At 61.3% G+C, this 12,866-nt stretch carries 10 protein-coding genes; 6 read left to right on the top strand and 4 right to left on the bottom strand.

Annotated features, from left to right (window positions below):
- The first annotated feature begins 1,054 nt into the window (after positions 1 to 1,054).
- From ACIQ17_RS12040 to ACIQ17_RS12025, 4 genes are all read left to right on the top strand, one after another.
- Positions 1,055 to 2,368, top strand: coding sequence for a hypothetical protein (locus ACIQ17_RS12040; protein WP_398468785.1), 1,314 nt, complete (start codon positions 1,055 to 1,057; stop codon positions 2,366 to 2,368).
- Between the two features lie 695 nt (positions 2,369 to 3,063).
- Entirely contained in the window at positions 3,064 to 3,372 is a 309-nt protein-coding gene (locus ACIQ17_RS12035; RefSeq protein WP_398468791.1) for a PilZ domain-containing protein, read from the top strand.
- Between the two features lie 161 nt (positions 3,373 to 3,533).
- Positions 3,534 to 3,749, top strand: a complete 216-nt coding sequence (locus ACIQ17_RS12030) for a hypothetical protein (protein ID WP_398468783.1) — start codon at positions 3,534 to 3,536, stop codon at positions 3,747 to 3,749.
- Between the two features lie 90 nt (positions 3,750 to 3,839).
- Positions 3,840 to 4,118 (top strand): hypothetical protein, encoded by a 279-nt coding sequence (locus ACIQ17_RS12025; protein ID WP_398468781.1) that lies wholly within the window; start codon positions 3,840 to 3,842, stop codon positions 4,116 to 4,118.
- On the opposite strand, the gene ACIQ17_RS12020 is transcribed toward ACIQ17_RS12025, so the two are convergent.
- Positions 4,087 to 4,326 carry a hypothetical protein gene (locus ACIQ17_RS12020; protein WP_398468779.1) on the bottom strand — a complete coding sequence of 80 codons (240 nt, stop codon included), beginning with the start codon at positions 4,324 to 4,326 and terminating at the stop codon, positions 4,087 to 4,089. The two genes, ACIQ17_RS12025 and ACIQ17_RS12020, sit on opposite strands and share 32 nt — an antisense overlap.
- 370 nt (positions 4,327 to 4,696) lie before the next feature.
- On the opposite strand from ACIQ17_RS12020, the gene ACIQ17_RS12015 reads away from it, so the two are divergent.
- Positions 4,697 to 5,056 (top strand): GrlR family regulatory protein, encoded by a 360-nt coding sequence (locus ACIQ17_RS12015; RefSeq protein ID WP_398468777.1) that lies wholly within the window; start codon positions 4,697 to 4,699, stop codon positions 5,054 to 5,056.
- 100 nt (positions 5,057 to 5,156) lie between these two features.
- Here the strand turns inward: ACIQ17_RS12015 and ACIQ17_RS12010 are convergent, their stop codons facing one another.
- Together ACIQ17_RS12010 and ACIQ17_RS12005 are read right to left on the bottom strand one after the other, a co-directional pair.
- A complete protein-coding gene (locus ACIQ17_RS12010) occupies positions 5,157 to 7,838 on the bottom strand; it encodes an ATP-binding protein (RefSeq protein WP_398468775.1) in 2,682 nt (893 codons plus the stop codon).
- A 125-nt stretch (positions 7,839 to 7,963) separates the two neighbouring features.
- Positions 7,964 to 10,030, bottom strand: coding sequence for a PQQ-dependent dehydrogenase, methanol/ethanol family (locus ACIQ17_RS12005; protein ID WP_398468789.1), 2,067 nt, complete (start codon positions 10,028 to 10,030; stop codon positions 7,964 to 7,966).
- A gap of 349 nt (positions 10,031 to 10,379) precedes the next feature.
- Here ACIQ17_RS12005 and ACIQ17_RS12000 point away from each other — a divergent pair, with 349 nt between their 5' ends.
- On the top strand, positions 10,380 to 11,939 hold the full coding sequence (locus ACIQ17_RS12000) for a class I adenylate-forming enzyme family protein (RefSeq protein ID WP_398468773.1): 1,560 nt from the start codon (positions 10,380 to 10,382) through the stop codon (positions 11,937 to 11,939).
- Between the two features lie 95 nt (positions 11,940 to 12,034).
- Here ACIQ17_RS12000 and ACIQ17_RS11995 read toward each other — a convergent pair whose 3' ends face one another.
- A complete protein-coding gene (locus ACIQ17_RS11995; RefSeq protein WP_398468771.1) occupies positions 12,035 to 12,835 on the bottom strand; it encodes an NUDIX hydrolase in 801 nt (266 codons plus the stop codon).
- Between the last annotated feature and the right edge of the window lie 31 nt (positions 12,836 to 12,866).

Below are 12,866 nucleotides of genomic sequence, written 5' to 3'. Positions count from 1 at the left end.
AGCATGAGCCGCCATACTGGCGCCGACGGCTGTGCCGTAGGACACATTGATGAGAGCCTTCCGCGACGTCATTCCTTGAACAGGCAGCGCCACGCCGGAGCCCTGTCATCCACGACTAGGCTAAGCTGGGTCATCTTGGACCGCCTGGCCGATGTGATTGACGCGCATTAGTCCTCCGCTATCCAGCTTCCACAAACAGCGGTTCCGTGTCCGGCTGAATCGCGCCGGGATGTTCCGCCGCACCCGACCCGCACGGCGCCCCGCCGATCGCCGCCAACACCGGCGGGACACGAGTCGATTAGCACGCGGTGGAAGGGAGCCGACAAGAGTATCATGACGCATTCTACGGTCGACCAATTGCGGACCGTCTTCGGGGGTGTCCACCTCGCCGACCTACAGTGTGAGCGCATCTCCGATGAGGTTCAGGATGACCAAAAGTGGTTCCACCACCTCCGTTAGTCCGAGATCTCCAACGGCGACGAGCCGTTGATTGTCAATCAGGCGCGTCGCATGCCGTTGACCGCTTTGGAGTATCGGCGGAAGTGGCGCCTCGTCGGTTACTGCGCCGCGGGCTGGACGACGTGTTCAATATGGCCTCGCAGTCGGGCGGCATCAGCGAAGCCTTCGAAGCGGGCGTCACGCCGGAGCGTATCCAGAAGATCGCTACGCGCTCCGATCTACGCACCACTGTCTGGTACAACAGAGGAGACCAGCTGTGCGCGCGTCTGAGGTTCAGCTTGGCTGCGCCGTGTAGCGCCGCTTGCTCTCCGGTTGCTCAGCCATGAGATGGAGCCGCTATCGTTAAGCTCCGAAGCAGTGTCGTGCAACGACGTGTTCCGGAACCAACTGGCCGCTGACATTGGGCTGGCCCGATAAAACAGCGCCGAGCTGCCGCAAGACCGCAACCTTTCTGAACTGCGATCATTGATAGCAGTCCCTTGGGGAGGGTTGCAGTGCTCGACATAGGAGCATCGGTTGCTTCGCTGCTGCTGCGGGCGCGTGCTAATTCGATTGAAACAACAAAAAGCTGGATCGGGGTGCGGAACCATTGGCGATGCTTGATCTGAGCTTTGGGTTTGCTGCCGTCTCGATGGTCGTTGCAGCGATCTACCTCGTGTTTCGGTGCAGATTCCGCATCACATCTGTCTCGATGTTGCTGGCGGCCATGCTGGTGATCCACGGGCCAGGATATCTCTATTACGTGTTATTCTCGCACAAACCGCCCATTTTCCTGCGAATGGAAAAGTCAGAATTCTTCGAAAGCGGCCTGATCGCTCTCAACATCTCCTTGGCGTCGATGTTTTTCCTCATCATCGCCGGCAGCGAAATGGTGAATGCTATCGCACGGCACCGGGCGTCGGCCGCTGACGACGCGGTCGCGCGATGGCCCCCCTCCGCATCAATCGGTTTCAACAATCGCAGCATGCGGATTGGCTTATGCTGTGTTGCCATCGTGATGTTTGGCGTCAGCTTTTATGAAGGGCACATTCGCACGATAGTAGAATTCATGACGTCCGACGCTAAAACCACCTTTCGGCTGCAGAGGGGTGGCAGTGAATATTATCTTTACCGCGTTGCACTCTCCAGTGTCGCGCCCATGCTCGCCGCATGGGGCCTGACACACTGGCTCGCAACCAAGGACCGCGGTGTAGCGATTGCGTCTCTTATGCTGCTCGCCGCCGTCTTGATCGGCAAGATCGAGACACTTCAGAAAGCCAACGCACCGCTGTTCGCGGCCCAGCTCATTCTTGCGGCGCAATTGATGACGTCGAACAGGGTTACCATCAAATTCGCGGCGGCTGTCACCGCTCTTGCAGCATGCTGTCTCGCGCCGACTGTAGCGCTTGCCGTGACCGGCTATGAGGAAAAAGGTGTGCTGAGCTTTCTCAGCTATCGGATATTTCTGGTTCCCAACGAGGTGCTGCTTGAGCACTTTATCGCTTTTCCCGGGCACCTCCCCCATACGATGGGGGGGAACATTCGGCCGCTCGCCTCGCTGATGGGAATGCCATATATCCCCTCTTACGATGTGGTCTCTTTTCACTGGCGGCAGGTTAGTGGCTCGACCAGCACAACCATGTTTATAGGCGACGCCTGGGACGCCTTTTCCTACACTGGCGTTGCCGCTGCCAGTCTCTTGGCCGGGGCCATTTGCCGATCGATAGACCTCGTCTTCCTCGCAAAAGGAAAGACACCGATCGGCGCAGCCATGCTCTCGGCTTCCTTCATTGGGATCTACAATCTTCTGATCAGTGGCATCGAGACATCTTCATTTTCAGGCGGCCTCCTCCTTTGTCCTGCTATTGCATTGGTCATCACCTATTTCGGACGCAAACAAAGGAACCGACCATCAATCGCGCAAATTTAAGCAGCCGACGCAGGCCGACGTCGCGACGCTACCCACTCTTTCGGACGTGAGCCGCAAATCTCATGGATTCAGGATTGACAGCAACGGCTCTCGGGTTTGAAAGCTTGGGCTGCGCGAATTTCGCGCCAATGACATCCCCTGTCCGGGCGCCCCCCTGCAGCTGGCCATTTGCCGACATCGCAACGAAATCACCAGTCGTCGCGTCAAAGATGGTGATGTTCGGCAGCATCCAAGTTGCCCCCGGGCAGCTAACGACTCGGCATCGTGCGTCACGCGGCCAAGGAACATATGCCTGCAACCAACGGGGCATTAGGGCCAATTGCATCGACAGACACGTTCACCGCCCGCGTTGCCACCAGTAACCGCCGAGGCTCAGTGACATCTGTTCACAACTGGTGGACCGAGATCGGTGCCAACGACGGCGAACGCGACCTGTTTCTGTATCTGGAGCGCATCAAATCCGCACTCGCGCCCTCGCACCAATGACGCCCCTATCAACAGATCTCGCTTCCGAGGGTCGGGCGTTCGAATCGCTCCGAGTGCACCATTTTCCGATCAAAATCATCGACTTGTGCATGACAGCAGCCGCGGCTGCCGATGGTGGCCAGTGGGCCAGACCGCCCATTTTTGCGCATCTATTTACCGCCCATTTGCATCCTCGCTGTATGTTCCCCGCCATTGAGGATGCATGCATGATGGATGAACGGCGTAATGCGGGCCGCGTCACGTTTGAACGCGGATTCCCGGTCTGGCTGATGGCCATCGACGGCACGTGGCGGCGCAATTGCCGCATGATGGACGTCTCGGAAACCGGCGCTCGGCTCGTCGTCGAAAGCTCCATCGAAGGCATCAATCTCAAGGAGTTCTTCCTGCTGCTGTCCTCCACCGGCCTCGCCTTCCGGCGCTGCGAACTTGCCTGGGTCAATGGCGAGGAGATCGGCGCCACCTTCCTGCGTCAGGGCCCGAAGAAGAAGACCGACCGCAAGGCCGACGCTGACGCCTGATCCGGCGAAAGTTCCGGTTCGTCCGCTCACCATCGCGTTCGCGCGAGCCTCGCCATGCGTGAAACTCATGTGACCATTCGACCGGGAACATGCGGTCGTCTCAGAGCTTTTTATCCCGCGTATCAGGTGCGTTTGGCCGCCATGAATTTCGGGAGCTCACCATGAAAGATTTTTCCAACGCCGCTTTCCCGCCGGAAATGATTTCGGTGATGCAGAAGGCGCTTGATGGTGCGGTGTCGACATTGCCGCATCCCGTCAGTTCGGTTCATGTGCAGTCGATTGCCGAAACGATCCTACGGACCACCCGCGATGGCGAACGCGATCCGCAGATGCTGCAAACCATGGCACTGCTGGAACTGCAGCTGACCGACCGCTGAACGGCGCCGCCGTGTTTTCGCATCAGCCGCCTCCGCACACGCAACCAGATCGACCGGGCGGCGTTGTTGGCCCAACCGGGAGACGATTGAATGCCCTATGCGCTTTTTGCGAATGCGACCAAGGTCAGCAAGGCCTTTGCGAGCAAATCCGACGTCTGGCGCCATGCTGAAGAAAGCGGTCTGGTGACCGAGGTCGGCCTCGGCGAAGAGGATCCGCCGCGCCGCATTCTCGATATGGACTACGCCATCAAAGAGTGCGCGCCTGATCTGTCTGAAAAAAAGTCCGAACACGGCATGAGCGAGCATGACATTGCGCAGATAATCGCGGCCTGCCGCGTCAGTCCGCCGTCCGCAACCGCCGCATCGTGAACTCGATGGCGCCGTCGGGCATTTCCCGCCAGCGCTCGACTTCGCTCATATAAGCCTGCTTCGGAAACCGATCGAGAAACGCCCGCGCCGTCTTGCGGGCGTCTTCGCGCGTCTGGGTGAAAGTCTCGCGGACAAAGCCGTCATCGCGCAAGCGCCGCTGCCGGCGCTCGGCCATTCCTTCCGCCAGATCGCGCGGCGTCTTCGGCACGGTTGCAACTCCATACTCGGGCAACGACCTCGACCAGATTGGCATGGAACCGGGACCAATCAAGCCAAAAAAGAAAGGGCGCCACGGTAGGCGGCGCCCTTTCCCTACTCTCGCTGAACCGAGCACCGAGGTGCCCGAGCCGGCCGCACTACAACAAGCATAGTACGAACTTAGCGGGCGACCTCAGCGAGGTGACAGCGCTTGGAATGAGACACTGGACCACCTCCTTTCATTGTTGACGATACGACCAATATAGGCCGGTTCTGTTCTTTGTTAAGCCCCTCGCCAGTTCCATTGCGTTGACGCCGGCGCGCAGGGTTGCCATAGTTCAATCGCGCAACCAAGGGACGGGTTTCGCCACCGGGAAGCAATGAAAAACGGGCTGTATTCTCTTCATGTGGTGCTGCTGGACGGACGGTCCGGTAAAGGCAGCGGCGTCGTGACCTTTCGCGACGGCGAGCTGCTCGGCGGCGACGCCTATCTGTTCTATGTGGGCAGCTACACCGTCAATCACGAGGCCGGAACCTTCAAGGGCGAAGTCTCGGTGATGCAGCATACGCCGAGCCCGGATATGAGCCCGCTGTTCGGCAATCAGAGCCAGCCGGTCGGCATCGGCCTCACCGGCACGTTCAACGACACATCGGCAACGATGAACGGCACCGCGCTGGTCGGCAAGAACAGCCAGATTTTCCGCGCGACCCTGCGCAAGCTCGCCGAGTCCGAGAAGTAGCCTCTCGTCATTGCGAGGAGCCCTTGCGACGAAGCAATCCGGCCCTGTCGCGCTGCCTCTGGATTGCTTCGTCGCCTTCGGCGCCTCGCAATGACGGGATTCACTCCGCAGCCAGCTCCAGCGGCGCGTTGCGCGGCAGGATGATCTGGATGCGCGTGCCCTGCCCCGGCTCCGAATGCAGGTGCAGCCGTCCGCCGAGCCGGCTGGTGACGATGCTGTAGACGATGTGCAGCCCGAGCCCGGTGCCGCCCTGATCGCGCCGCGTGGTGAAGAACGGATCGAAGGCACGGCGACGCACTTCCGGGGTCATGCCGATGCCGCTGTCCGAGAACAGGATCTCGACGTGGTTCGCGCCGGACTCCTGCACCTTGATCTCCACCGTGCCGCCCATGCCATCGGGAAACGCATGTGCGACGGCATTGAGCAACAGGTTGGTCAGCACCTGACCGTAGGGGCCGGGATAGCTGTTCATGGTGAGGCCCGGCTTGCAGTCCACCGACAGCACGAGCTTGTGCTTGCGCAGGCCGGGCTTCAGACTCATCACCACCTGTTCAGTGAGATCCGCGAGATCGAACACCCGCTGGTCTGAATAGTTGCGGTCGGCAGCCACCTGCTTGAACGACTGGATCAGCTCTGCCGCGCGATTCAGATTGGCGACGAGCTGCGACGCCGCATCGCGATTGGCATCGATGAACTCGTTCAGCGTCGAGCGCCGCAAATCGCCGCGCGCAACTTCGTCGGCGAAGCGCGCCACCCGGCGCTCCAGCGATGATGCCACCGTCAGGCCGATGCCCACGGGATTGTTGACCTCATGCGCCACGCCGGCGACGAGGCGCCCGAGCGCTGCCAGCTTCTCCGCCTCGATCAGCGAATTCTGCGTCTCGCGCAGATTGCGCAGCGCCCCTTCGGCCGCATCACGCGCCTTGCGCATCTCCTGTTCGCTGCGCTTGCGTTCGCCGATGTCGAGCGCCACGGTGACGATATTCTCGATCTCGCCATCGGCGCGCAACAGCGGCAGCTTGTTCACCAGCCACTGTCGCATGACACCAGCGGCATCGCGGTATTCCTCTTCGTAGAAGCCAAGACCGTCATGGGTGGCCAGCACGCGCTTGTCATTAGCGTCGGTCTTCGACGCGCCATAGCGGGCCATCAATTCGCCAGTGGTCTGGCCCAGCGCCTCGCCGGGCTCGATCCCGAATATGCCGGCCATGTAGCGGTTCATCAGCACATAGCGGAGATCGGGATTCTTGACATTGATGACCGCAGGCACCGTATCGATCACCTGCTGCAGCAGACGGCGACCTTCGAGCACCGCGGCCTCGGCCCGTTTCTGGTTGGTGATGTCGCGCACCGTGCCTTCATAGCGGATGACGACACCATCCTGATCGCGCACCGCCGTGGCGCTGTCCGACAGCCACAGGATCGTCTGCTCGCGCTGATAGACCTGATACTCGAATTCGCGCACCATGCCGTCACGCTGCATGCGCCGCTGATATTCGAGGCGCGCAAGCGGATCCACATAGATGTTCCTGGAAATATCCAGCGTCGCCCGGATCAGATCATCAGGCGTGTCGAACCCCATCATCCGCGCCAGCGCCGGATTGGCATTGAGCAAGGCGCCGGCCGGCGTCGTGACATAGATGCCGTCGACCGAGCCCTCGAACAGTTTGCGATAGCTTTCTTCCGCGTGCCGCTGCTCGGCCAGCGCATGCACCGCTGCCTCACGCGCCGCATCGGCTTCCACCAGCGTCTTGCGGAACACTTCCGCCGCCCGGGCGATATCGCCGATCTCGTTGTTCAGCCTGGTCGCCGGGATCGCGGTCTGCTGCCGCCCACCGGCCAGCGCGTGGATCGCACGGGCGATGGCCCTCAGCGGCCGTACGATACGCCGCACCACGAAGAGCGCCGCCATCAGGCCGATCACCACGCCAGCTGTGCCGAGCGCAATGCTCTGCACACGGGCCGCCGTGAGCGTCTTGGCAAATTCATTCGACAACTGACGGCCGCGCAACGCACTCAGTTCGCGCAGGAAATCCGTGACACGGCCGATCTGCTGACCTTCGGTGCCGAGCACCTCGCGGTCGAGATCGGCGATCTTCTGCTCGGTGCTCGAAACCGCAATGATGGCATCCGCATAGGCATCGGCCGCAACCCGCAGCGCCGGTGTGCTGATCGGCATGGCGCGCATGTTGCGCGCGGCCTGTTCCGCCTGCACGGGGTCGCGCGACAGCAGCGCGGCAGCGATCTCGTTCTGCGCCTGAAACATGCGCCTGGCGCCGGCCGTGTTCGTCACATCGGGGACGGCGTTCTCGAAATTCTGCCGCAATGCCGGCAGCGTGGCGAGCAGCTCGTTGCGCTGGGCAATGAGGGCCGTCACCTGCGCGATGCCGAGACGATAAGTGGTCAATCGCGCATCGACACCGTCGATCATGGTGCGCTGCTCGGGCGCCAGTTCGAGGCGGGTTTTCTTCAGGAGGTCGCCGAGCGCGGACGCTGCTTCCGATACTTTCTCGGGCTGGGCATTCGGATCGGTCACATAGTCGCGGGCCGCCAGTCGCAGGCTGCTCAGGCGGCGGTCGATGTCCTCGGCGAGATCGCCGACGATCCGCAGCCGCTGCAATTCGGCAAAGGTCATATCGACATGGCGGACGGCCACGACATTGGCGATGCCCATCACCAGGATCACAGCCAACACGCAGAGAAATCCGCTGAATGTCAGCTGACCGATCGAGAGCGACGACGATCGGGCCTTTTCAAAAAATGCCGTAATGGCGGAAGGCATGATGCGGGACCGGACTCCAGACCGCGCCAATATATCCCGACTTCGTCCAAGGGGGAACTTGTCGGGCGGCTCGAATACATCGAACCGCCCGACATGGTTTCTACCGCGGCCTCATCGCAACACCATCATTTCGGCCGGATCGCATCGGCCGTGCCCTGGATGAAGGCCTGGATCTTGGTGACATCGGCCTCGGTCAGCTTGCCGGTAAAATCCGGCATGCCCTTGTCCTTGAACGGACCGTTGAAGACGATGTCCTTCAGATTGCCGATGGTCTCGGTGGCGGAATAGCCGAGGTTCGGCACATTGCCGCCCTTGTCCACGCCGGGCACGCCATGACAGGCCGCGCAGGCGCTGACATAGATCGCCGTCCCATCCGGCACATCCTTCGGATCGTATTTCACGCCCTTCAGCAGATTGCCGATCTGGTACTTTGTGAAGTCCGGCAACGGCGCCTTGCCGCCGACGGCGAAGGTGTAGACCGTGCCCGGACCTTCCCGTTCCGTGGCGCGCTGGGTGATGCCGAACACGCCGCCCCAGCCCACTGCGATGGAGACATACTGCTTGCCATCCACCTCATAGGTCGAGGGCGCAGCAACCGCACCAGTGCCGACCGGCGTCTCCCACAGCTTCTCGCCAGTTTTCGCATCATAGGCGACGAAGCGGCCATCGGCCGTCCCCTGGAAGACCAGATTGCCGGCGGTCGTCAGCGTGCCGCCATTCCATGGCGCAACATATTCAGCGCGCCAGGCCTCTTTCTGCTGCACCGGATCCCAGGCGATGAGCCGGCCGAATGGCAGGTTCTTCGGCTGTTCGGTGTTCAGCGTGAAGCCGATATTCCAGCCCGTCGTCGCCGCATATTTGAACGGGCCTGGATCGTTCTGAACGAACTTCTTCTCGCCGGTGAGATTGAGCGGCACGCCTTGCGCCGGCAGATAGACGAGCCCCGTCTGCGGATTGAACGACATCGGATGCCAGTTATGGGCACCGAACGGTCCGGGGATACTGTCGAAGGATTTATCCGGCGCCCGCGCCTCCGGCACCTCGATCGGCCGACCATTCGCGTCAAAGCCGGTCGCCCAGTTCACATCGACGAAATTCTTGGCCGAGATGTATTTACCATTGGTGCGATCGATGACGAAGAAGAAACCGTTCTTCGGCGCATGCAGCACCACCTTGCGCGGCTGGTCGTCGATGGTGATGTCGGCGAGGATCATCGGCTGTGTGGATGTGTAGTCCCAATTGTCGCCGGGCGTCTCCTGATAGTGCCACAGATACTTTCCGGTATCGGCATTCAGCGCCACGATCGAGCCGAGATAGAGATTGTCGCCGCCCGCGGGACTGCGCAGATGCCTGTTCCAGGGTGATCCGTTGCCAGTGCCGATATAGACCATGTTGAGATCGGGATCGAAGGTGATCGTATCCCAGGCCGTTCCGCCGCCGCCGCTGAGCCAGTATTTGCCGGCGGGATCCCATGTCTTCGCCGCCGCCGCCATCGACTCGTCCTCGAACGGCTTTGACGGATCGCCCGGCACGGTGAACCAGCGCCATTTCTGGTCGCCCGTCTCCGCATCGTAAGCGGTGACGTAGCCGCGCACGCCATATTCGGCGCCGCCATTGCCGATCACCACCTTGCCATTGAAGACGCGTGGCGCGCCGGTGATGGTGTAGGACATCTTGCGATCGGTGATCGTGTCCTTCTCCCACACCTTCTGCCCACTGGCGGCATCGATGGCGATCAGGCGGCCGTCATAGGCGCCGACAAAGACCTTCCCCTTGTAAAGCGCAACGCCGCGATTCACGACGTCACAGCAGCCGCGATAGCCTTTCTCGCGATCGACACCGGGATCGAAGGTCCAGATGCGCTTGCCGGTCCGCGTGTCCACCGCATGAACAACGCTCCACGGCGCCGTCACATACATGATGCCATCCACCACCAGCGGCGTCGCCTCGACGCCGCGGATGGATTCCAGGCTGTAGGTCCACATCAAGCCGATATCCTTGACGTTGGACGCATTGATCTGGTCGAGCTTGCTGAAACGTGTCTCGGCATAATCGAGGCCGTAGGTCGGCCAGTCCTTCGATGTCGCCGTATTGGCCTTGATCGACGCGCTGTCGACGGCGCCCGTCACCGTCTTGATGTGATCGGCCGAACCCTTGGTCTGCGCGACCGCGGCACTGCCGCCCAGCGTCATGCCAAGCGCGATGGCGAGCGAAGCGCCGCGCCAGAGGAGTTTTGTTGTCGAGATTGTCTTCGTTGAAATGAGCGTGTCGCTATCATTCGGACGCGTTGAAGCGTCCCGGCGAGCAGGTTCTCTCATGCGTTTCACTCCCAATGGCCTCTCACGGGCCTGCGAAGATGTTACCCGCTGTGCGTGTGTCGTCAACAGATCAGAACGCATCTAATCTGCGCAATTGTAGTTTTGCATTGCACTGACAATGCTGCGCGGCATCGCCATGCTTGCTCATGTTTTCGCCGTGTTTATGATCATCGGCGACATCACAGAGATGCGTTCAGCATCCGGATAGCGAGAGGGAAATGCCATGAACATCACCCAGGGCCTGCGCCGCGTGTTGCAGACTGACCCGAGCGTCGTCGCCACCATCGATGGCGAGCGTCGCCGCACCTGGCGCGAGGTCGGTGATCGCGTGGCGCGGCTTGCGGGCGGACTACACAAGCTCGGAATCCAGCACAATGATCGCATCGCCGTGCTGATGCTCAATTCCGATCGCTATTTCGAACTCTATCTCGGCATCGCCTGGGCCGGTGCCGTGATCGTCCCGACCAACACACGTTGGAGCCAGGCGGAAATCCTCGACTCCCTGCTCGACTGCCGCGCTTCCGCTATTGTCGTCGATAGCGCCTTCGCCACGATGGGAATAGAACTCGCCAAGGATGCCGGGCTGACCCTGATCTATGCCGATGACGACGCAGGTCCGGCAGAGGCGCACAATTACGACAAGCTGGTCGAGACCAGCACGCCTGTTCCCGACGCGATGCGCGGGCGCGAGGAGCTTGCGGGCATCTTCTATACCGGCGGCACGACGGGACGCTCCAAGGGCGTAATGCTGAGCCATGGCAACATCATGAGCAATTCGCTGCACATGATGAGCGAAGGCCTGATTCCGGTCGGCTCGACCTATCTCAATGCCGCGCCGATGTTCCATGTGGCCAATGGCGGCGCCATGTTCACCTCCCTCGCCAATGGCGGAACCAATGTGATCGTGCGGACCTTTAATCCCGAAGGGGTGATGCAGGCGATCGCAAACGAGAAGGTCTCTGCCACGCTGATCGTGCCCACCATGATCCAGATGCTGGTCGATCATCCGTCCTTCGCGAATTACGACCTCTCGTCATTGAAGCAGCTGATGTATGGCGCCTCCCCGATCAACGAGGCGTTGCTGAAGCGCGCCATGAAGGGCCTGCCCAATGCCGAATTCCATCAGCTCTATGGCATGACCGAACTGTCGCCGCTGGCGACGCATCTGCCGTGGGAGCAGCACCACAGCGAGGCATCCGCAGCGAAGAAACGCCTCCGCGCCTGCGGCCGCGCGGCCATCGGCTGCGAGGCGCGCATCGTCGACAACGACCACCAGCCCGTCCCGCATGGCACCGTCGGCGAAGTCGCCGTGCGCGGCCAGAATGTGATGATGGGCTATTGGGAACGGCCCGAGGAAACCGCGAAGGCCGTGATCGACGGCTGGATGCATACGGGCGACGGCGGCTACATGGACGAGGAAGGCTATATCTATCTCGTCGATCGCATGAAGGACATGATCATCTCCGGCGGCGAGAATGTCTATTCCATCGAGGTCGAGAACACGATCACCCAGCATCCGGCCGTGGCGCAATGCGCCGTGATCGGAATCCCGGATCCGCATTGGGGCGAGACGGTGCATGCCTTCGTGATTCCGAAGCCGGATGCGCAGGTCAATGCGGCGGAGATCATCGCGTTCTGTCGTGATCGCATCGCGGGCTACAAATGCCCGCGCAGCGTGGAGGTGCGCAGCGAGCCGTTTCCGCTCTCAGGCGCCGGCAAGGTGCTGAAGCGCGAGCTGCGGCGGCCGTATTGGGAGAATGCGGTGCAGGCGAAAGCGGGGTAAGAATTGTCGTCATTGCGAGCGCAGCGAAGCAATCCAGAAAGCCACAAGGAAGAACTGGATTGCTTCGTCGCTGCGCTCCTCGCAATGACGGAGAACTACGGCACACCCGTCATCTCGAACACGTCGCCGTCATACCCCGCCTCGATCGGAATTCGCAGTTGGCGTTTGTCGCCGTCGCGCGTCACGATTGGCATCACGCTGACGACCTTGCTCGTGCGCGCCTCATCCATCGCCGCAGCGACACTGCCTTGCTTGCCGAGCTTGATCAGGTTGCGCGTGGTCGGAAATGGCAGCGTGAAGCGGCCGCTCGTGCCGCCATCAAGCGCCTCGCGCGGTGACAGCCAGATGGAGTCCGTGGACTCCTTGCCGTCATGCATGCCGACCTGTTCGGGCGGCGCTTCGGCGAGGAAGAACCAGGTATCGAACCGCTTCTTCATGCCTTCCGGCGTGATCCAGTGCGCATAGGGCACGAGGAGATCGACCGCCAGTTCGAGATCGTTCTCGGCGATGATGTCAGCAAACTTCACCTTGCCCTCGTTGAGCGCATCGCGATGCTGATCCGCGATGGCGCTCGCCTTTGTGGCGGCAATCAGCTCCTTCGAACCATGCGGTCGTGCGAGCAGGATACGGCTTTCCTCGAAGGTCTCGCGAATGGCGGCGATGCGAAACGCCAGCGCCCCGGCATCGAGATGGTCGCCGCCGTCATGCAGTTCCGGTCGCTTGGCGATCTCGTGATCGCCGACGTCGACGCTGCCGCCGGGAAACACGAGCGCCCCCGATGCGAATTCGATCTGATAGTGCCGCACCATCATGAAGACATCGATGGGATCGGCTTCGCCCTTGCGGAGCAGCAGGATGGTCGAGGCTGGGCGGACGGCGCCGGGCTCGTGCGGCATGTATTTCTTCTCCCTGTCGGCATTCTGCGAT

It is taken from the genome of Tardiphaga sp. (assembly GCF_044340795.1).
Classification (GTDB): Bacteria; Pseudomonadota; Alphaproteobacteria; order Rhizobiales; family Xanthobacteraceae; genus Tardiphaga.
Note: the sequence above shows the minus strand (reverse complement) of the source record. Positions and strands in the feature narration are given on the sequence as shown.

Excerpts from the sequence above, each read along its gene's own strand:
- ACIQ17_RS12000 (WP_398468773.1), top strand. The coding sequence starts at position 10,380 with ATGAACATCACCCAGGGCCTGCGCCGCGTGTTGCAGACTGACCCGAGC.
- ACIQ17_RS12010 (WP_398468775.1), bottom strand. The coding sequence starts at position 7,838 with ATGCCTTCCGCCATTACGGCATTTTTTGAAAAGGCCCGATCGTCGTCG.
- ACIQ17_RS12035 (WP_398468791.1), top strand. The coding sequence starts at position 3,064 with ATGGATGAACGGCGTAATGCGGGCCGCGTCACGTTTGAACGCGGATTC.
- ACIQ17_RS12025 (WP_398468781.1), top strand. The coding sequence starts at position 3,840 with ATGCCCTATGCGCTTTTTGCGAATGCGACCAAGGTCAGCAAGGCCTTT.
- ACIQ17_RS11995 (WP_398468771.1), bottom strand. The coding sequence starts at position 12,835 with ATGCCGCACGAGCCCGGCGCCGTCCGCCCAGCCTCGACCATCCTGCTG.
- ACIQ17_RS12030 (WP_398468783.1), top strand. The coding sequence starts at position 3,534 with ATGAAAGATTTTTCCAACGCCGCTTTCCCGCCGGAAATGATTTCGGTG.
- ACIQ17_RS12005 (WP_398468789.1), bottom strand. The coding sequence starts at position 10,030 with ATGACGCTGGGCGGCAGTGCCGCGGTCGCGCAGACCAAGGGTTCGGCC.
- ACIQ17_RS12015 (WP_398468777.1), top strand. The coding sequence starts at position 4,697 with ATGAAAAACGGGCTGTATTCTCTTCATGTGGTGCTGCTGGACGGACGG.
- ACIQ17_RS12040 (WP_398468785.1), top strand. The coding sequence starts at position 1,055 with ATGCTTGATCTGAGCTTTGGGTTTGCTGCCGTCTCGATGGTCGTTGCA.